This is a genomic window from Rhodoferax sp. MLSD5-FHT05B10, assembly GCF_058793415.1.
Genome location: NZ_JBXAFT010000005.1, coordinates 1 through 18,544 on the forward strand (window position 1 = coordinate 1; position 18,544 = coordinate 18,544).

Annotated in this window: 15 protein-coding genes; 8 read left to right on the forward strand and 7 right to left on the reverse strand. The window is 65.8% G+C overall.

The window, feature by feature from the left end; translation table 11 throughout:
* Both AC1Q5W_RS08985 and AC1Q5W_RS08990 read left to right on the forward strand, forming a co-directional pair.
* Positions 1-1,116 (forward strand): glycerate kinase type-2 family protein (locus tag AC1Q5W_RS08985; protein ID WP_492704146.1); only part of this gene is annotated, 1,116 nt, incomplete at its 5' end.
* A gap of 80 nt (positions 1,117-1,196) precedes the next feature.
* A complete protein-coding gene (locus tag AC1Q5W_RS08990; protein WP_492645284.1) occupies positions 1,197-1,868 on the forward strand; it encodes a Crp/Fnr family transcriptional regulator in 672 nt (223 codons plus the stop codon).
* 7 nt (positions 1,869-1,875) lie between these two features.
* Here AC1Q5W_RS08990 and AC1Q5W_RS08995 read toward each other — a convergent pair whose 3' ends face one another.
* From AC1Q5W_RS08995 to AC1Q5W_RS09005, 3 genes are read right to left on the reverse strand one after another with little or no spacing between them, the layout of a single operon-like run.
* The gene (locus AC1Q5W_RS08995; protein WP_492645285.1) at positions 1,876-3,174 is read right to left on the reverse strand and encodes a TRAP transporter large permease; all 1,299 of its coding nucleotides are present in this window, start codon (positions 3,172-3,174) and stop codon (positions 1,876-1,878) included.
* 14 nt (positions 3,175-3,188) lie between these two features.
* On the reverse strand, positions 3,189-3,668 hold the full coding sequence (locus AC1Q5W_RS09000; RefSeq protein ID WP_492645286.1) for a TRAP transporter small permease: 480 nt from the start codon (positions 3,666-3,668) through the stop codon (positions 3,189-3,191).
* Positions 3,665-4,672 carry a sialic acid TRAP transporter substrate-binding protein SiaP gene (locus tag AC1Q5W_RS09005; RefSeq protein ID WP_492645287.1) on the reverse strand — a complete coding sequence of 336 codons (1,008 nt, stop codon included), beginning with the start codon at positions 4,670-4,672 and terminating at the stop codon, positions 3,665-3,667. Before AC1Q5W_RS09005 ends, AC1Q5W_RS09000 begins: the two co-directional genes overlap by 4 nt.
* A gap of 345 nt (positions 4,673-5,017) precedes the next feature.
* On the opposite strand from AC1Q5W_RS09005, the gene AC1Q5W_RS09010 reads away from it, so the two are divergent.
* A complete protein-coding gene (locus AC1Q5W_RS09010; protein WP_492645288.1) occupies positions 5,018-5,623 on the forward strand; it encodes a hypothetical protein in 606 nt (201 codons plus the stop codon).
* A 7-nt stretch (positions 5,624-5,630) separates the two neighbouring features.
* Positions 5,631-6,356, forward strand: coding sequence for a hypothetical protein (locus tag AC1Q5W_RS09015; RefSeq protein ID WP_492645289.1), 726 nt, complete (start codon positions 5,631-5,633; stop codon positions 6,354-6,356).
* A 120-nt stretch (positions 6,357-6,476) separates the two neighbouring features.
* On the opposite strand, the gene xdhB is transcribed toward AC1Q5W_RS09015, so the two are convergent.
* Together xdhB and xdhA are read right to left on the reverse strand one after the other, a co-directional pair.
* Positions 6,477-8,798 carry a xanthine dehydrogenase molybdopterin binding subunit gene (gene xdhB, locus AC1Q5W_RS09020; protein WP_492645290.1) on the reverse strand — a complete coding sequence of 774 codons (2,322 nt, stop codon included), beginning with the start codon at positions 8,796-8,798 and terminating at the stop codon, positions 6,477-6,479.
* Positions 8,795-10,279, reverse strand: a complete 1,485-nt coding sequence (gene xdhA / locus AC1Q5W_RS09025) for a xanthine dehydrogenase small subunit (protein WP_492645291.1) — start codon at positions 10,277-10,279, stop codon at positions 8,795-8,797. The genes xdhB and xdhA overlap by 4 nt, the downstream gene beginning before the upstream one ends.
* Positions 10,280-10,393: 114 nt before the next feature.
* Between xdhA and AC1Q5W_RS09030 the strand changes: the two genes are divergently transcribed.
* Genes AC1Q5W_RS09030 through AC1Q5W_RS09045 form a run of 4 tightly spaced genes read left to right on the forward strand, consistent with a single transcriptional unit; the run spans position 10,394 to position 15,127 of the window.
* Positions 10,394-11,935: an ABC transporter ATP-binding protein gene (locus AC1Q5W_RS09030; RefSeq protein WP_492645292.1), complete on the forward strand. Its 1,542-nt coding sequence runs from the start codon at positions 10,394-10,396 to the stop codon at positions 11,933-11,935.
* Complete coding sequence (locus AC1Q5W_RS09035; RefSeq protein WP_492645293.1) at positions 11,922-12,992, forward strand: ABC transporter permease; 1,071 nt, start codon at positions 11,922-11,924, stop codon at positions 12,990-12,992. The genes AC1Q5W_RS09030 and AC1Q5W_RS09035 overlap by 14 nt, the downstream gene beginning before the upstream one ends.
* Entirely contained in the window at positions 12,992-13,912 is a 921-nt protein-coding gene (locus AC1Q5W_RS09040; protein ID WP_492645294.1) for an ABC transporter permease, read from the forward strand. The genes AC1Q5W_RS09035 and AC1Q5W_RS09040 overlap by 1 nt, the downstream gene beginning before the upstream one ends.
* 60 nt (positions 13,913-13,972) lie before the next feature.
* Positions 13,973-15,127: a BMP family ABC transporter substrate-binding protein gene (locus tag AC1Q5W_RS09045; protein WP_492645295.1), complete on the forward strand. Its 1,155-nt coding sequence runs from the start codon at positions 13,973-13,975 to the stop codon at positions 15,125-15,127.
* Between the two features lie 42 nt (positions 15,128-15,169).
* Here AC1Q5W_RS09045 and AC1Q5W_RS09050 read toward each other — a convergent pair whose 3' ends face one another.
* On the reverse strand, positions 15,170-17,545 hold the full coding sequence (locus AC1Q5W_RS09050) for a penicillin-binding protein 1A (RefSeq protein WP_492645296.1): 2,376 nt from the start codon (positions 17,543-17,545) through the stop codon (positions 15,170-15,172).
* A gap of 31 nt (positions 17,546-17,576) precedes the next feature.
* Positions 17,577-18,521: a prenyltransferase gene (locus AC1Q5W_RS09055; RefSeq protein ID WP_492645297.1), complete on the reverse strand. Its 945-nt coding sequence runs from the start codon at positions 18,519-18,521 to the stop codon at positions 17,577-17,579.
* Between the last annotated feature and the right edge of the window lie 23 nt (positions 18,522-18,544).

Consider the following 18,544-nt stretch of genomic DNA (forward strand, 5'->3'; position numbering starts at 1 on the left):
GTGGTCACCCGCTACGGGCACACGCCGCCGCGCCCGGCCGGTGCGCCGGCGCCGCGCATCGAGATCGTGGAGGCGGCCCACCCGGTGCCGGATGCGGCCGGTCTGGCGGCAGCCCAGCGCATGCTCGCCCTGACCCGGGGGCTGCGCGCGCACGACCTGGTGATCTGCCTGATCTCGGGTGGCGGCTCTTCCCTGCTGACGCTGCCGGCGCAGTGGGAGGGGGGCGGCGTGTCGCTGGAAGACAAGCAGCACATCAACCAGGCCTTGCTGGCCAGCGGCGCCACCATTGCCGAGATCAACTGCGTGCGCAAGCACCTGTCCGGCATCAAGGGTGGGCGCCTGGCGCAGGCCTGTGCCCCGGCGCGGATGGTGACGTTGCTGATCAGCGATGTGCCGGGCGACGACCCGTCGGTCATCGCCAGCGGCCCCACGGTGCCCGACCCGACGACTTGCGCGCAGGCCCTGCAGATCCTGCAGCGCTACGGTATTGCGCTGACGCCCGACGTGCTGCAGCACCTGCAAAGCGGCGCGCTGGAAACCCCCAAACCGGGCGACGCCCACTTTGCCGACAACAGCGTGCACCTGATCGCCACGCCCCTGCAGTCGCTGCAAGCCGCTGCCGAGGCCGCCCGTGCCGCCGGTTTGCCCGCGCACATCCTGAGCGACGAGATGGAAGGCGAGTCCCGCGAGGTAGGGCGGGTGCATGCGGCGCTGGCGCGCGCGGTGGCGCAGCACGGACAGCCGTTTGCCAGACCCTGTGTGATCCTCAGTGGTGGCGAAACCACAGTGACCCTGCGGCCGCTGCCGGCGGGGGCCCCCAAGGGGCGGGGGGGCCGCGCGGGCGAATTCTGCATGGGACTGGCGCAGGCCCTGCAAGGCCAGGCCGGGGTGTATGCCCTGGCGGCCGACACCGATGGCATTGACGGCGTGGAAGACAACGCCGGCGCCCGGGTGGCACCCGACACGCTGACGCGCGCGCAGGCGCTGGGCCTGACGGTCGACAGCTGCCTGGACCGCAACGACGCCTGCGGCTACTTCGGCCCCCTGGGCGACCTGTTCACCACCGGTCCCACGCACACCAATGTCAATGATTTCCGGGCCATTCTGGTGCTGTAGAGGCCGGGGGCCGGTGTCCGTTAGTGAAGTTTGATCTTGCTCAAAGTCAATTGGGGGCGGCCGCGGCACAGTGTCCGACCATGAGCGCCATACAAACTCTCCTGTCCAGCTGCCCCGTTGAAACGGCCGCCAAGGGTACGGTATTGCGGCGGCGTACCGTCGAACTCGACGATGTGCTGTACATCGAGTCTGGCCGCGTGCTGACGGGCGTGATTGGTGAAGGTGATGAAGCCGACCTGATGGAGCACCAGTTGGGCGCTACGGAAGGCCCCAAATGGCTGAGCCTGCCGGCAGCCGTGCTGGATCGGCCCAGCGTGGTGGACGCCGTGGCCCAGACACCGGTGCAGTTCCGCCGGGTGCCGGTGGCGCAGTTCCGCGCCTGCCTGGATACCTGTGCCGAGAGTGCGCGCTCCATTCTGGGCGCCATGGCCCTGGCCCACCGCCAGCAAATCGAGCTCGCCGTCAGTCGCCTGGCCAAGGACGCCGAGGCACGCTGTGCCGAGTGGTTGCTGAGCCAGGCCCAGGACAGTGACAAGGGCGGCTGCTCGGTGCACCTGCAGCAGCGCAAGCGGGCCATTGCGGCCCATCTGGGCATTGCCCCGGAAACCCTCTCCCGCGTGCTGCGCCACATGCGCGAGCGCAGCCTCATCAGCGGCTCCGGCCGGGTGGTGAATCTGGTGGACCCCCGCGGCCTGCGCGCGCTGGCGGGCATCAGCGCGGCGCCCGCCCCCTGCGGCTGCGGCCTGGCCTGACTCCCGGTTACAGGGTCTTGTAGCCCATCGTCTGCGGCAGCCACAGCACGATCTGTGGGAACACCGTCATGGCGAGCAGCAACAGCAGCAGCATCACCAGGAAGGGCCAGCCCTCCTTCAGCATCTCGCCAATGGGAATGCCGGTGAGCGCCTTGGTGACGAACAGCAGCATGCCAAAGGGCGGGTGAATCAGCCCGATCATCATGTTGAGCACCACCAGCACGCCAAAGTGCACCAGGTCCACGCCCAGCAGCCGTGCCGCTGGCAGCAGCATGGGCACGAATACCAGCAGCAGCACCGAGACGTCCAGAAAACAGCCCAGCACCAGAAACATCACGTTCACCAGCAGCAGGAACTTGAGCTGCGACAGCTGCATGCTGTCGACCCACTGCGCCATGGCCTGCGGCACGCCCTCGGCGGTGAAGGCGTAGTTGAGCATGAAGGAGCCCGCCAGGATCAGGGTGATGACCGCACTGGCGCGGGTGGACTCCAGCACCACGTTCCAGAAGCTGCGCCAGCTCAGGGCCCGAAAGACCAGGGCCGCCAGGATCAGCGCATGCAGGGCCGCCACGGCCGCCGCTTCGGTGGGCGTGAAGATGCCGGAGTAAATGCCGCCCAGCAGCACGATGGGCATGGACAGTGGCAGCGCGCCGCGAAACACCAGGCCGGCCCACTCCGAGCGGGGCACCGGCTCGTCGCGCGGCATGTTGCGCCGCACGGCAATCACCTGCACCACGCCCATCATCAGCGCGGCCATCAGGAAGCCCGGCACCACGCCGCCCAGGAACAGGGCGCCCACGGAGGCCCCGGACACCAGCGCATAGATCACCATCGGAATGCTGGGAGGGATGATAGGCCCCAGCGTGGCGCTGGCCACCACCACGGCGCCGGCAAAACCGCGGGTGTATTCCGGCTTCTTGAGCATCTGGCGGATGGTCACCAGCCCCGGGCCGGCGGCATCGGCAATGGCGCTGCCGCTCATGCCGGAGAAGATCACGCTGACCAGAATGTCCACTTGCGCCAGGCCACCGCGCAGGCGCCCCACCAGGATGCGGCAGAAGTCGAACAGGCGCTCGCTCACGGTGCCGGCATTCATGATGTTGGCGGCAAACACAAACAGCGGGACGGCCAGCAGCACGTAGCTGTTGTACAGGCCGTTGCTGACCTGCTCGGCCACCAGGCCCAGATCCTGGTGCTTGACCAGCAGGTAGGCAAAGCCCGAGGCCAGCATGGAAAAGCCGATGGGCATGCGCAGCAGCATGCCTGCCACCAGCACGCAGACGAGAACGGTAATACCAAGGGTCATAGCAGCTTCAAAGATCAGAGTCGCAGTTCGGCGTCCAGTCCGACGCCGCGCACGGCCTGCCAGATGGCCCAGGCACTGCGCACCACCAGGGCGGCCATCAGCAGCACAAAGGGCAGGTACACCCACATCAGCGGCACGCCCAGCACCGGCGTGCCCTCACGGGCCATGAAATGCACGTAGTCCCAGCTGGCGGGCAGCCCCACCAGGGCCAGGCCGCCAATGAGCCCGTTGCCCACGATCTGCATGGCCTGGCGGGTGCGCCGGCCCACGCTGTTCCACACCAGGTCAAAGACCACGTGCTCGCGCTCGGGCACCATGACCGCGGCGGCCCAGAGGATGACCCAGATGTAGAGCACGACGGCCGCCTCGTCGGTCCAGGGCAGCGGCTGGTTGAAGCCGAAGCGCGCCGCGATCTGGATGATGAAGACGACAAACAGTGCCAGGAACAGGCCGCCGCCAACCGCGTTGGCAGCGCGTTGCAGCCAGCGGGTCATGAGCGGGTGGCGTTGATGCGCTCGACCAGGCCCTTGGGCCAGACCTTGGCGTAGTCCGAAGCCTGGTAGGTGGCCTGCACCGATTTGCGGAAGGCTTCCACATCGGGCACCGTGACTTTCAGGCCTTCCTTCTTGAAGAAGTCCACCAGCTGCGATTCTTCCTTGATGCGGTTCTCGTTGTTGTACACGGCGGCGGCCTGGGCCGCGGCGCTCACCTTCTGCCGCTGCGCCGGCGTCAGGGCGTGCAGACTCCGGTTCGAGATGGCAATGAACAGGCTGTCGACCAGGTGGCTGGTCAGCACGATCTGCTGCGTCACCTCGTAGAACTTGGCGGCGCGCACGCTGGGCAGCGGGTTGTCCTGGCCGTCAATGGTGCCGGTCTTCAGGCCCAGGTACACCTCGCCAAACGCCAGCGGCGTGGCGGTGGCGCCCAGGGCATTGCCCAGGAACAGCCATTCCTTGGAGCCCGGCATGCGCAGCTTGATGCCCTTGAGATCCGCCGGGGTCTTGACCGTGCGGGCCTCGCGCAGGTTGACCTGGCGGGTGCCCAGGTAGCAGGTGGACAGGGGGGTGATGTCCATCTTGTCGGCCACCGTCTTGAACAGCTCGGCGCCAATGGGGCCGTTGAACACCTTTTGCTGGTGCGCCGGGTCGCGCACCATGTAGCCGGCGGTGAACACCGAGAACTCGGGCACCAGCTTGGCAATGTCGAATGCCGAGACCGAGGTCAGCTCCAGATTGCCGCGCGCCATGGCGGTGGGTTCGGTACCCTGCTTGAACAGCGCACCGTTGAGGTTGATCTGCACGTCGAATTCGCCTGGCGCGCTTTTCTCCAGCGTGTCCTTGAACACGGTCCACATCTTGGCATGCCAGTCGTCCGGCACGGCCGGCGTGGAGATGCGCAGCACGGTCTTGGTCTGGGCGACCGCGGGCAGCGCCAGGGTGCTGAGGGCAGCAGCAGCGCCCAGCAGGGTGCGGCGCTTCAAGGAACGGGACGTTGGCATAGGGGGTCTCGGTGCAAAGGCGAGCGCACGGCGCACGCCGAAAACGAAACCCGCAGTGTATTACCGTTGGCTGACGGGGCAGCGGAAGCTGGCAATCCACAAGCTCACCCAATTGGGGGATAGGCAGGGCCTGTTTGAGCCGTCAAAATTGCGTGCAGCTAACTGCGGAGTTAGCTGGTTTATACCTGTATGCATTTCAGGCAGAACCGACGCACGCGAGGCAGCACGTGCCTTTCAGGGGGATGGAATGACCGGAATATCGAGTACGCGCCAGTTTATCGAGCAGATATTGCTCTACGCATTACGTTAAACGCTGAGCTAACCATCGGCAAAAAGGAGAGGTAAATGACAGAGCAGGTAAAGATTTCAATTAGTCTATCGTCGGGTGAAGTCACCATTGAGGCTCCCGCCTCGGCTTTAAGTGAAGTGTTTGATCGACTTGAGTCATTTGTTCCCCGTTTGCGTGAAATTGCAGAGAGCGCCCGGGAGCATGAAGAACCGCTGCCAGAAGCTACAAATATTTCAAGGGCAACTACCGAACCTCCGGCATCAAGCGTGGGAACGGAGACTACTAAGCAGGCGTCGCCAAAAAGACAAAAGGGTGGCAGCGGAAAGAATGAATCGTACAAGGCTGCAGATCTTGGCTTAACGCCAGAGCAGAGGACTGCTTTCAAGGAGTTCTACACATCCAAGGCGCCAGACAATCAAAGCGATCAGGTACTCGTGGTCATTTACTGGCTAATTCAAAATACTAGCCGCGAAAAGGTGACAATGGACGAGATATTCACTGGGCTGAGGACTGTGGGGGAGAAAATTCCTAAGCGAATCTCCTCTGTTCTTTCAAATCTTGCAATCGCAGCTCACATTTCCAAGGAGAGCAACGAGCCCCGACTTCTGCATGTTGGAGAAGATCACGTAATGCACAACCTCCCGAAACCAAAGAAAGGTTGAGCTGAATATGACCCGCGATGATCTTAAGGACATTCTTCATAATCCTAAATTGTCGCGTCTAGAGGTATTGGTAATACTCTTATCCGTCGATTCAGGCGACGTCCGTTCAGTTAAAGAACTCAAGGAGCTTGCCGCCTACGGTGGCCTTAGAAAAGCATCCGGATGGAATATTTCTGACATTCTTTCGCGTTCGAAAGGTGTCGCCGTCAGAACAAATGACGGCTGGGAACTTACGAAAGAAGGAAAGTCACTTGCTGCGTCGCTAGGTGCTGACTCTGGTCCGGTAGTGACCGCAAACGCCAGTCTTCGGAAGTGCCTATCATCAATTTCTTCACTGGAAGCTAAGGAGTTCATCGAGGAGGCAGTGAAGTGTCTAGAGGCTAGATACCTTCGTGCCGCTGTTGTGCTCTCATGGGTCGGGGCAGTTTCAGTTCTTCAACAGTATGTCGTATCAAACAAGTTGGTCGAGTTCAACGCTGAGGCGCTACGCAGGAATCCTGATTGGAAAGCTGCAAAAACCGCTGACGACATCGGAAAGATGAAGGAGGCAATCTTTCTAATGGTTCTCGAGACGATATCGGTCGTTGGGAAGAACACCAAGCAAGAACTCGAGGAGTGCTTGAAGTTAAGAAACGCTACTGGTCATCCAACCTCGTTGAGGTATGGTGAAAGCAGAGTGGCATCTCATATTGAGATACTCATTCTCAATGTCTTCTCCAAGTTCAGCGTCTAACAATTCGCTGCAGGTGCGACGGCCCTGACGGATCGCGGTCTGAGCTCAAACGTTAGCCCTAGGTTGAGTGTTCATTTGAAGCGGAACAAAAGACCATAATCAGTCGGTCCTGACCTCACCTCACCCCGCCAGCGCCCGCAACACATTCTCCGCAGTAGCCGGCGCCGTCAGCCGCACCGGCCTGCCATCTCCTACCGACGCAATCGCGTCGCGCAGCGCCTCGTACACGCTGATGGCCAGCATGAAGGGCGGCTCGCCCACGGCCTTGCTGCCAAACACGTTGTCCTCGCGGTTGGGCTCGGACCAGAGGTCGATCTTGAAGTGTTCCGGCACGTCGCCCGCCGTGGGGATCTTGTAGGTGCTGGGCGCGTGGGTGGTCAGCAGGCCCTGGTCGTTCCACACCAGCTGCTCGGTGGTGAGCCAGCCCATGCCCTGCACGAAGCCGCCTTCGATCTGGCCGATGTCGATGGCCGGATTGATGCTGTGGCCCACGTCGTGCAGGATGTCCACCGTGAGCACGCGGCTCTCGCCGGTGAGGGTGTCGATGGCCACCTCGGTGCAGGCGGCGCCGTAGGCGAAGTAGTAGAACGGCCGCCCGGTCAGGGTGGTCTTGTCGTAGTGGATCTTGGGCGTGCGGTAGAAACCGTCGCTCCAGAGCTGGATGCGGTTGGCGTAGGCCTGGGCCACCACGTCGTCGAAGCGGCGGGTGGTCTTGGGCGAGATGACCTGGCCGTCGTGGAAGCGGATGGCACCGGCGCCGCAGCCGTCCAGCCCGCACACAAACGCGGCCAGGTTGTCGCGCACGTGGCGCGCGGCAAACTGGGCGGCACGGCCGTTGAGGTCGGTGCCGCTGGAGGCGGCCGTGGCCGATGCGTTGGGCACCTTGCCGGTGTCGCTGGCCGTGCACAGCACGCGTGCGAACGGCACGCCCAGTTCGTCGGCCACGATCTGTGCCACCTTGGTGTTCAGGCCCTGGCCCATCTCGGTGCCGCCATGGTTCACCTGCACGCTGCCGTCGGTGTACACATGTACCAGCGCGCCGGCCTGGTTGAACAGCGTGGCGGTGAAGCTGATGCCGAACTTGACCGGCGTGATGGCAATGCCGCGCTTGAGCACCGGGCTTGTCAAATTCCATGCCGAAATGGCCTCTACACGGCTGCGGTACTGCGCAGACAGCTCCAGTTTTGATAGCAGAGGCTGAAGGATGTTGTCTTCTACCGGCATCTGGTAGTGGGTGGTGTCGCGCCGGGCGCCGGACCCCGGGATGGCCTCGTCGCTGTACAGGTTGCGCAGGCGCACATCCAGCGGGTCCATGTCCAGCGCACGGGCGATGTCGCCCATGATGGTCTCGATCACGATCACGCCCTGCGGCCCGCCAAAGCCGCGAAACGCGGTCTGGCTCTGGGTGTTCGTCTTGCAGCGGTAGGAGGCAATTTCCACGTCCGACAGGTAGTAGGCGTTGTCGGCATGGAAGAGGGCGCGGTCGGCCACCGGCCCGGAGAGGTCGGCACTGAAGCCGCAGTTGGCGGCCATCACCAGCTTGAGCGCGGTCAGGCGTCCGGTGGCGTCAAAGCCAGCGGTGTAGTCAAAGGTGAAGGGGTGGCGTTTGCCGGTGATGAGGAAGTCGTCGTCGCGGTCCAGCCGCAGCTTCACCGGGCAGTGCAGCTTGTGCGCGGCAACGGCGGCCCACACCGCCAGGTGCCCGGCCTGTGTTTCCTTGCCGCCAAAGCCGCCGCCCATGCGCCGGCACTCCACGCGCACGGCGTGGTTGTCCAACCCCAGGGCGTGGGCTACCCAGTGCTGCACTTCGCCGGGGTGCTGCGTGCTGCTGTGAATGAGCCACTGGTTCTGTTCCTGCGGCAGGGCGTACGCCACCTGGCCTTCTAGGTAGAAGTGCTCCTGGCCCCCCACTTCCAGCGTGCCGTCCAGGCGGTGCGGCGCGCCAGCCAGGGCGGCGCTGGCGTCGCCCCGGCGCACGAACACCGGGGGCAGCACATAGCTCTGGGCCGTGAGCGCGTCCCGTACGGTCAGGATGGCGGGCAGGGCTTCGATGCGCAGCGCAACTGCGCGTGCAGCGCGGCGCGCCTGCACCAGGCTGCGGGCGACCACCAGGCCGATGACCTGGCCAACGTACTGCACGGTGTCGACGGCAAACACCGGCTCGTCGCCGGCAAAGGCGGCCAGCATGGGGTCGCCCGGAATGTCGGCGGCCAGCACCACGTCCACCACGTCAGGCAGGGCCCGCGCGGCGGCGGTGTCCACGTCCAGCAGGCGGCCATGCGCCACCGTGGACAGGATGGGCGCAGCGTGCAGCGTGCCGCGCAGCTCGGGAATGTCGTCCACGTAGCGGGCGCTGCCGGCCACGTGCGCGGTGGCGCTCTCGTGCGCCAGGGCGGTGCCGCTGGCACCCCGGTGGAGTGGGGAAGCCGGGCGGGCCGTCATGGGGTGGCCTCCTGCGCCGTGGCGCAGGGGTGGAGTTGCTGCAGGTCGGTGGCAACCGTGCCCTGGCTTTCCAGCCAGAAGCGTTGCAGCAGGTTGCCCAGCACCGTGCGACGGTAGGCGCTGGAAGCGCGCATGTCGGACAGCGGGGTGAACTCTGCGCGCAGCACCTGCAGGGCGTGGTCCACCGTGGCCTGGGTCCAGGGCTGGCCCAACAGCGCAGCCTCGGTCTGGCGGGCGCGTGCCGGCGTGGCCGCCACGCCGCCGGCGCCGATGGAGGCGCGCCTCACCACGCCCTGGTCGATGTGCAGCGCCAGCGCCAGGCAGACGGCCGAAATGTCGTCTTCCCGCCGCTTGGACACCTTGTACACCCGCGCATATTCCGACGCCGTGGCCCTGGGTACCTTGACCCAGGCCAGCACCTCGTCGGGGCGCATCACGTTCTGGCGGTAGCCGGTGTAGAGGTTTTCCAGCGCCAGTTCACGGTGCCGCGGGCCTGCCGGGCTGTGGCGCATCAGCACCACGCTGGCGCCCAGGGCAACCAGCAGGGGCATGGAGTCGCCAATGGGCGAGCCGTTGGCCACGTTGCCGCCCAGCGTGCCGCTGTTGCGCACCGGCAGGCCGGCAAAGCGGTGGGCAAATTCGGCCAGCTGGGGCCGGTCGGCCACCAGGGCGGCAAAGGCGTCGGTCAGGGTGACGGCGGCGCCGATGGCGATGTGGTGCGGGTACTGCTCCACGCGGCGCAGCTCGGCCACGCGGGTCAGGTCCAGCACACGCCCGAATTGCCGCAGCTGCTTGGTGACCCACAGGCCGACATCGGTGCTGCCGGCCACCAGTTGGGCTTCGGGGTGGCCGGCGCGGGCGGCCAGCAGCTCGGGCAGTGTGCGGGGAGAAATATAGGCCGAATCGGCCTCCGATGCCCGCCCTTCCTGCGCAAGCAGCTGCAGTTTTGATAGCACTTCGGCCTCGTTGACGGGTGCGGCGGGCAGCGCCTGCATGGCCTGCGCGGCGTCCAGGATGGGGCGGTAGCCGGTGCAGCGGCACAGATTGCCCGACAGCGCCTCCTGGGCCTGCTCGCGGCTGATGGCCGTGCCGACGTGGTTCTGGTACAGGCCAAACAGGCTCATCACAAAGCCGGGGGTGCAGAAGCCGCACTGCGAGCCGTGGCCGTCCACCAGGGCCTGCTGCGCGGGGTGCAGCGTGCCGTCGGCAGCGGCTAGGTCTTCGGCGGTCCAGATGGCCAGGCCATCCACCGAATGCGCCAGCCGGATGCAGCTGTTGACGGCGCGGTACTGCAACCGGTCGCCGTGGGGCTCGGCGACCACCACGGTGCAGGCGCCGCAGTCGCCCTCGTTGCAGCCCTCCTTGGTGCCAGTGCAGTGCAGGTCTTCGCGCAGCACTTCCAGCAGGGTGCGCTGGGGGGCGACGGCGGGCAGGGTCACGACCTGGCCATGGCGTACGAATCGCAGGGGTTGTGTATCCATGGGCACTAGCATAGAGCACAATTTCACCCCTTGCAGGGGCTGGCCGGTGTGACCGGCATGAGCGTGTACAGTGAGCGCCTGCAACCCAAAACAACGAGCAGAATTTCCTCCAGCATGGCAATCCCCAGACTCCAATTAACGGGCATCACCAAGGCGTACCCCGGCGTGGTGGCCAACAGCGACGTGTCGCTGACCGTCATGCCCGGCGAAATCCATGCCGTGCTGGGCGAGAACGGCGCCGGCAAATCGACCCTGATGAAAATCATCTACGGCGCCGTCAAGCCCGATGCCGGCGAGGTGCGCATCAACGGCCAGGTGATGCAGATCCGCAACCCCAAGGAAGCGCGGGCCAACGGCATCAACATGGTGTTCCAGCACTTCAACCTGTTCGACACCATGACTGTGGCCGAGAACGTGTGGCTGGGGCTGACGCGCAGCTCGCTGGAGCAGGTCAGCGCCGCCATCCAGGGCAAGGCCGCCGAATACGGGCTGGACGTGGACCCGGCGCGCCCGGTGCATACGCTCAGCGTGGGTGAGATGCAGCGGGTGGAGATCATCCGCGCCCTGCTGACCCGCCCGGAGCTGCTGATTCTGGACGAGCCCACCTCGGTGCTCACGCCCCAGGCGGTGGAGAAACTCTTTGTGGTGCTCAGGAAGCTCGCCAGCGAGGGCTGCAGCATCCTCTATATCAGCCACAAGCTGCATGAAATCCGCGCGCTGTGCACCGCCTGCACCGTGCTGCGCGGCGGCAAGGTCACGGGGGTGTGCGATCCATCGCAGGAATCCAATGCCTCGCTGTCGCGCCTGATGATCGGTGCCGAGCCGCCCTTGCTGGAGCGCCGGGTGCGCCAGGCCGGTGCGCCGGTGCTGACGGTCAAGGGCTTGAGCTTGCCGCGCGAGGACCAGTTTGGTGTGGACCTGGACGGCATCGACCTGCAGGTGCGTGCCGGCGAGGTGGTCGGTGTGGCCGGCGTGTCCGGCAACGGCCAGAAGGAGTTGCTGTATGCCCTGTCGGGCGAGGACACGCGCGCGCCCCGGGGCAGCGTGCATGTGGGTGCGGTGGACGTGGCCGCGCTGCACCCGGGTCAGCGGCGCCAGCTGGGCCTGCACTTCGTGCCCGAGGAGCGGCTGGGGCGCGGCGCGGTGCCTACGCTGAGCCTGGCCCACAACCTGCTGCTCACGCGCACCGAGTCCGTTTCCATGCCCCGTTTTGCCGGTGGCTGGATCCGGCTGCGCCGGCTGGAGGCGCATGCGGCGCGCATCATCAAGCAGTTCATGGTCAAGGCGAGCGGGCCACAATCGGCCGCCCGTGCGCTGTCGGGCGGCAACCTGCAGAAGTTCATCGTGGGCCGCGAGATCGATGCCCAGCCCACACTGCTCATCGTGTCGCAGCCCACCTGGGGGGTGGATGTGGGCGCTGCAGCCCAGATCCGGGGGGAACTGCTGGCCCTGCGCGACGCCGGTTGCGCCGTGCTGATCGTGAGCGAAGAACTGGACGAATTGTTTGAAGTGTGCGACCGGCTGCACGTGATTGCACGTGGGCGGCTGTCGCCGTCGGTACCGGTGGCCGAAGCATCGGTGGAAAAAATGGGGGAATGGATGAGTGGTTTGTGGACGGCGGCCGATCAGGGCGGGGTGCAACATGCTCAAGCTTGAATCCCGGCCCCAACCTTCGCGCCTGTGGAGCTACGCCTCGCCTGTGCTGGCGTTGGCGTGCACAGTCGTCATCGGCGTGGTGCTGTTTGCGCTGCTGGGCAAGGACCCGGTGCGCGGCCTGCAGATCTTCTTCTGGGAGCCCATCCGCAGCGGCTATGCGCTCGGTGAGCTGGTGGTCAAGGCCACGCCGTTGCTGCTGATCGCGCTGGGCCTGGCGGTGTGCTTTCGCTCCAATGTGTGGAACATCGGCGCCGAGGGCCAGTACATCCTGGGCGCCATTGCCGCCAGCGGCATTGCCCTGCAGGCCGACAGCAGCACCGGGGGCTGGATTGTGGTGCCCGTGCTGTTGGCCGGTGTGCTGGGCGGCATGGTGTGGGCCGGCATCACCGCGCTGCTGCGCGACCGTTTCAACGCCAATGAAATCCTGGTGAGCCTGATGCTGGTGTACGTGGCCGTGCAGGTGCTGGGGTATCTGGTGTTCGGTCCCTGGAAAGACCCGATGGGCTACAACTTCCCCCAGACCAAGAGCTTCGAAGCCGTTACCCGCATTCCCCGCCTGTTTACCGGTTCGCGCATGAACATTGGGCTGGTGTTCGCCCTGCTGGGTGTGGCTGGCATCTGGGTGTTCCTGTTTCGCACCCGTGCCGGCTTTGCCCTGCAGGTGGGCGGGCTGGCACCGGCGGCGGCGCGCTACGCCGGGTTTTCCTCGCGCCGCGCCCTGTGGACGGCCCTGCTGATCTCCGGGGGCATGGCGGGCCTGGCCGGCGCGCTGGAGGTGGCCGGCCCCATCGGTCAGCTCACACCCTATGTGCCGGCGGGCTATGGTTTCGCCGCCATCATCGTGGCCTACGTGGGGCGCCTGCACCCGGTGGGCATGGTGTTCTCGGCCATTCTCATGAGCATGTTCTACATCGGCGGTGAGCTGGCGCAGTCGCGCCTGGGCCTGCCCAAATCGCTCACGGGCGTGTTCCAGGGGTTGCTGCTGTTTACCCTGCTGGCCTGCGACACCCTGGTGAACTACCGGCTGCGCTGGCTGGCCGATGGAGGAAAGAAATAATGGAAGCCTACGCATTGCTGATTGCGTCCACCCTCAATGCCGGCACCGTGCTGGCCATCGCCGCGCTGGGGCTGCTGATCAACGAGAAGGCCGGCATCGTCAACCTGGGCGCCGAAGGCATGATGCTGTGCGCGGCCATCGCCGGCTTTGCCACGGTGGTGCACACCGGCAGCGACAGCCTGGGTTTCGTGGCCGGTCTGGCCGCCGGGGCGCTCATGGCGGCGATATTCGGGGGGCTGGTGATCTGGCTCAACACCAACCAGTACGCCACCGGGCTGGCACTGAGCCTGTTTGGTGCTGGCTTTTCCGCCTTTGCCGGCATTGGTTACGTGCAGGCCAAGATTCCCGAGCGTCCCAGCTTTGCCGTGCCGTTCCTGTCCGACATTCCGCTGGTCGGCCCGGCGCTGTTTCGCCAGCATCCGCTGGTGTACCTGACCATGGCGCTCGTGGCGGGCCTAATCTGGTTCCTGTACCGCACCCGCTCCGGCCTGGTGCTGCGCAGCGTGGGCGAGAACCCGGAGTCCGCCCATGCGCTGGGCTACCCGGTGCGCTGGATTCGCTTGGGCGCCGTGGTGGTGGGCGGTGCGCTGTGCGGCCTGGCGGGTGCCTACATCTCCATCGTGTACACACCGCTGTGGACGGAGGGCATGGTGGCGGGCAAGGGCTGGATTGCGCTGGCCCTCACCACCTTTGCCACCTGGCGCCCGGCACGGGTCTTGCTGGGTGCGTACCTGTTCGGGGGCGTCACCATGCTGCAATTCCATTTGCAGGGCATTGGCGTGGAAATGCCCAGCCAGTTTCTGACCATGTTGCCTTACCTCGCCACCATCGTGGTGCTGGCCCTGATCTCGCGCAATCCGCGCTGGATTCGGATTAACATGCCAGCTTCGATTGGAAGGCCGTTTTACCCTGGCACCTAGACTTGTGGAATGCTGCCCCGGATTTTTCGTCCTTAACTGACCTTTCTAGAAGGAACTGACATGACCGATTTGCAAAAACGTGCGCTGCTGAAAGTGGCAGCGCTGACCGCTGTGGCCAGCGCTGCGCTGGTGGGTTGCGGCAAGAAGGAAGAGCCGGCACCGGCGCCCGCTCCCGCACCGGCTGCTTCGGCACCCGCGCCCAAGCCGGCACCGCTGAAAATTGCGTTTGCCTACGTGGGCCCGGTGGGCGACGGCGGCTGGAGCTTCGCCCACGACAACGGCCGCAAGGCGGTGGAGAAGGAATTTGGTGACAAGGTTGCCACAACCTTTGTGGAAAGCGTGGCCGAGTCGGCCGACGCCGAGCGCGTGTTCCGCGACATGGTGGGCCAGGGCAACAAGCTGATTTTCGGCACCACGTTTGGCTACATGGAGCCCATGCTCAAGGTCGCGGCCGACAACAAGGATGTGCATTTCGAGCACGCTACCGGCTACAAGACCGCCGAGAACATGAGCACCTATGACAGCCGCACCTACGAAGGCGCGTACATGGCAGGCGTGATTGCCGGCAAGATGAGCAAGACCGGCACGCTGGGCGTGGTGGCCTCGGTGCCAATTCCCGAAGTGATCCGCAACATCAACAGCTTCACGCTGGGTGCCCAGAGCAGCAACCCCAAGATCAAGACCAAGGTGGTGTGGGTCAATGAGTGGTTCAACCCGCCCAAGGAAACCGAAGCCGCCACCAGCCTGATCAACGGCGGTGCCGACGTGCTGTTCCAGAACACCGACTCGCCGGCCGTGCTCAAGACCGCGCAGGACAAGGGCAAGCGCGCCTTCGGCTGGGATTCCGACATGACCGCCTACGGTCCCAAGGCCCACCTGGCGTCTTCCATCATCAACTGGGGCCCCTACTACATCAAGACCGTCAAGGACGCGCTGGATGGCAAGTCGGTGAGCGGCCAGAGCTGGTGGGGCGTGAAGGAAGGCGCTATTGACATCGTGTCCATTGCCGACGACGTGCCGGCCGAAACCAAGGCCAAGGTCGACGAGGTGAAGGCTGGTCTGAAGGACGGCAGCTTCGTCATCTGGAAGGGCCCGATCGTGGACAACACCGGCAAGGTGCAGATTGCCAAGGACGCCGTGGCGGACGACAAGTTCCTGGGCGGCCTGAACTTCTACGTCAAGGGCGTGGAAGGCAAGATCCCCGGCGGCAAGTAAGCCGTACCGCGTCGCAAAAAAGGCCGCTTTCGAGCGGCCTTTTCATTGGGCGGACGGTGACCCTTGGGGGCGGATGTCCGGTGGCTCGGCCGGGGCGGCGTCGGCCTCGGGGGTGCTGGTTTCCTGTTGCAGCAGCTGGTCTATTTTTTCCTGCAGGGGATCGGGTTCGGTGGGCAGTTCGGGCGCAGCGGGTGCCGACGCCGGCGGCTGCGCAGCGCGCGGCGGTGCGGGGGCCTGGGCCGGGGGGCTGGCAAAGAGGTCCGCGATCCAGGCGCGGAATTGCCGCAACCAGCGCCGCAACGGGTTGCTGTCGGGTGGCTCCTCGAAGCGGGCGCGCGGATCGATGAGGCGTGCGTGCAGCGCCTTGCCGAAGAAGTCACCCACCATGGGCAGCGCGCTGTGGGCACCCTGGCCCCAGTAGTCGCTGCGCAGCGTGATGCGGCTGTCATCGAACCCGACCCAGGCGCCGGCCACGAGCTGCGGGTGCATCAGGATGAACCAGCCGTCGGCGTTGTCCTGCGTGGTGCCGGTCTTGCCGGCGACATCGGCACGGATGCCAAAGCGGCGGCGGATGTCGGCTCCGGTGCCGCGGTCAATGACACCCCGCAGGGTGTCCAGCAGGGTGTAGGTCACGTCCGGCGGGAGGGCCGGCTCCGGGGTGGGCGGGGCAAAGGCTTCGATCACCCGGCCGTTGCGGTCCTCGATGCGGGTGACCAGCACCGGTTCGGTGTAGCTGCCGCCGTTGGCAATGGTGCCGTAGGCCGCGACCATTTCCTTCAGGGTGACCGGGCTGGTGCCCAACGCGAGCGAGGGCACCTCTTCCAGTCTGCTCTGGCGCACGCCCATGGCGCGGGCGAGGCGGGCCACCTTGGCCGGGCCGGTTTCCTGCATCAGCTGGGCGGTAATGGTGTTCTTTGACTGGGCCAGTGCGTCGCGCAGGCGCGTCGCCTGACCACTGGGGGGCGTGCTGTCGCCGGGCCGCCAGATCTCACCCCCGCCAACGGCGATCTCCACGGCCTGGTCGACCAGGGTGTCGTCCGGGCTCTTGCCTTGGCGGAAGGCTTCGCCGTACACGAAGGGCTTGAAGGTCGAACCGGGCTGGCGGCGTGCCTGCTGGACATGGTCAAAGGCGCTTTGCTCGAAGTCGCGGCTGCCGACCCAGGCCTTGACCTGGCCGTTGCGCGGGTCCAGCGCCAGAAAGCCGGCCTGCACCAGGGTCTTCTGCTGGCGCAGCGTGCGCAGGAAGGACGCGTCGGTCTGCAGCTGCTGCAGGGCCTGTTCGTCCGTCAGCCCGGTGGCACGGGCAGCGCGGTAGGGCGCCGACTCGCGCAGAAAGGCCTGGACCAGGCTGCTGCTGGCGCTCCACGCCGAGCGCGAGGCCCATGCGCCGTTGGCCACGTTCTGCAGGAGCCGGCCCTGGCGCGCCACGGCCTGGTTGGCCAGGGCTTGCAGCCGGGAGTCCAGGGTGGTGTACACGACCAGCCCGTCGTTGTAGATGTTGTAGTCGTTACGGTCGGCCCAGGCGATCAGCCATTTGCGCACCTGCTGGGCGAAATGGGGGGCGGGCCCCGCCGGCTCGGTCTGCCGTTCAAAGTCGATGTTCAGGGGCTTCTTGCGCAGCGATTCGTACTGGGCCGGCGCCAGCTTCTCGCGCTTGACCAGCTGCGCGAGCACGGTGTTGCGGCGCTGCAGGGCGCGTTCAGGGTTCAGCACCGGGTTGTAGTAGCTGTTGCCCTTGAGCATGCCGATGAGGGTGGCGCTTTCCAGCACGTCCAGCGCGTGGGCCGAGGTGCCGAAATAGGTGCGCGCTGCCATCTCGATGCCGTAGGCGTTGTAGAGAAAGGGAACCGTGTTGAGGTAGGTCTCCAGGATTTCGTCCTTGGAGTAGACGAATTCGATCTTCAGCGCGGTGATGGCTTCCTTGATCTTGCGCGTGAGGGTGGGCGAGCGGCCAATGTCTTCGGGGTACAGGTTGCGTGCCAGCTGCTGGGTCAGGGTGGAGCCGCCCTGGCGGGTGCCGCCAAAGGTGCTGAGCAGCGCCGCTCCGGTGCGGCGCCAGTCCAGACCGTGGTGCGTGTAGAAGCGGTGGTCTTCCGTGGCGATCAGGGCGTCGATCACATGCGGCGAAACGTCGGACAGTGCCACCCATTCGCGGTTGGACGGCTTGAACTCGGCCAGCAGCTTGCCGTCGGCCGAGAGGATGTGCGCCGGCTGCTCCGTGGCCACTTTGCGGATGTCGCGGATGCTGGGGGTAAACGGAATCAGCACCAGCACATACACCAGCACCAGGGCCGGCACGGCCAGCAGCACATGGGCCACTTCCCGGCGGGAGGCGTTGCGCACACGGGCCAGCACCGGGGCCAGGCGGGCTGCTGCGGCGCGCAACGCCTGCGGGATGGCAGAGAGTGGGGTTGGCATGGAAGGCACGGAGGCGGGACAGGGGCGCCGCTCAGGACCGGTGGCTCAGGGCCAGCGCCAGTGCCATCAGCAAGCCGTTGGCGTTGGCGGCGGCAATGGTGGCCTGGATGGCCGGTGTCAGCCGTGCCGGCTGGTCGGCGTGGCGCAGCAGCCTGCGGCATGCGATGAACGATAGTGCGGCGGGCAACAGGCCCAGCGCACACAGCGCTGGCAAAGCCCCCGCCACCAGCGCCAGCGCCAGCCAGAGGTAGGCCGCGCCGGTCAGCAGCGGGTAGCCCCAGCGCGCCGTTTGTGTGCCCAGGCGCACGATCAGCGTGCGTTTGCCGGCCGCGGCATCGGCCAGCCGGTCCGGAAACTGGTTGAGGTACAGGATGGCGCCCACCAGCAGCGCAAACGGCAGGCCGGCCACCAGGGGCAGGGCCGCAAACGCCCCGCGCTGCACGAAATCCGTTCCCAGCACCACCAGCAGCCAGCCGCCCACAATGGCCAGCTCCCCGACGCCGCGGGCCATCAGCTGCAGCGGTGGGGCCGAGTAGGCCCAGGCAATCAGCAGTCCGGCCAAGCCGATCAGCAGGAGCCCGCTGGCCGAGTGGGCGGTCAGCCACAGCCCGGCGGGAATTACCGCGGCCAGCAAGGTGTAGCCAAACAGCCGGGTGGCCTGCAGGCTCAGCACGCCGTTCTGGATGAAGCGGCTGCCACCGGTGAAGGGGAACAGGCGCTCCTGGTTGGCTGCATCCGTGCCGCTGAGCGCATCGTAGTAGTCGTTGACCACGTTGGCGCCGGCGTGGGCCATCAGGGCGAAGAGCACGGTGAGCACGGCCTTGGTCAAGTCGATCGCCAGGCCACCGGCGCTGGCGGCGCCCAGGCCGATCAGGACGCCGGCCAGCGTGACGCTGAGAAATGCGGGCCGGGTGGCGGCGAAGTAGGTGGCAAAGGGGTGGCTGGCGTGCAGCAGACTGGGTTCGCGTGGATTCATGGGGTAATCATGCCAGTTCGGTA

What these genes read in the sequence shown, in the direction of transcription:
- AC1Q5W_RS08995 (WP_492645285.1), bottom strand. Translation starts at nt 3,174, where the DNA reads ATGACCCTTGGTATTACCGTTCTCGTCTGCGTGCTGGTGGCAGGCATG.
- AC1Q5W_RS09050 (WP_492645296.1), bottom strand. Translation starts at nt 17,545, where the DNA reads ATGCCAACCCCACTCTCTGCCATCCCGCAGGCGTTGCGCGCCGCAGCA.
- AC1Q5W_RS09040 (WP_492645294.1), top strand. Translation starts at nt 12,992, where the DNA reads ATGGAAGCCTACGCATTGCTGATTGCGTCCACCCTCAATGCCGGCACC.
- AC1Q5W_RS09030 (WP_492645292.1), top strand. Translation starts at nt 10,394, where the DNA reads ATGGCAATCCCCAGACTCCAATTAACGGGCATCACCAAGGCGTACCCC.
- AC1Q5W_RS09045 (WP_492645295.1), top strand. Translation starts at nt 13,973, where the DNA reads ATGACCGATTTGCAAAAACGTGCGCTGCTGAAAGTGGCAGCGCTGACC.
- AC1Q5W_RS09035 (WP_492645293.1), top strand. Translation starts at nt 11,922, where the DNA reads ATGCTCAAGCTTGAATCCCGGCCCCAACCTTCGCGCCTGTGGAGCTAC.
- xdhA (WP_492645291.1), bottom strand. Translation starts at nt 10,279, where the DNA reads ATGGATACACAACCCCTGCGATTCGTACGCCATGGCCAGGTCGTGACC.
- AC1Q5W_RS09055 (WP_492645297.1), bottom strand. Translation starts at nt 18,521, where the DNA reads ATGAATCCACGCGAACCCAGTCTGCTGCACGCCAGCCACCCCTTTGCC.
- AC1Q5W_RS09000 (WP_492645286.1), bottom strand. Translation starts at nt 3,668, where the DNA reads ATGACCCGCTGGCTGCAACGCGCTGCCAACGCGGTTGGCGGCGGCCTG.
- AC1Q5W_RS08990 (WP_492645284.1), top strand. Translation starts at nt 1,197, where the DNA reads ATGAGCGCCATACAAACTCTCCTGTCCAGCTGCCCCGTTGAAACGGCC.
- AC1Q5W_RS09015 (WP_492645289.1), top strand. Translation starts at nt 5,631, where the DNA reads ATGACCCGCGATGATCTTAAGGACATTCTTCATAATCCTAAATTGTCG.
- xdhB (WP_492645290.1), bottom strand. Translation starts at nt 8,798, where the DNA reads ATGACGGCCCGCCCGGCTTCCCCACTCCACCGGGGTGCCAGCGGCACC.
- AC1Q5W_RS09010 (WP_492645288.1), top strand. Translation starts at nt 5,018, where the DNA reads ATGACAGAGCAGGTAAAGATTTCAATTAGTCTATCGTCGGGTGAAGTC.
- AC1Q5W_RS09005 (WP_492645287.1), bottom strand. Translation starts at nt 4,672, where the DNA reads ATGCCAACGTCCCGTTCCTTGAAGCGCCGCACCCTGCTGGGCGCTGCT.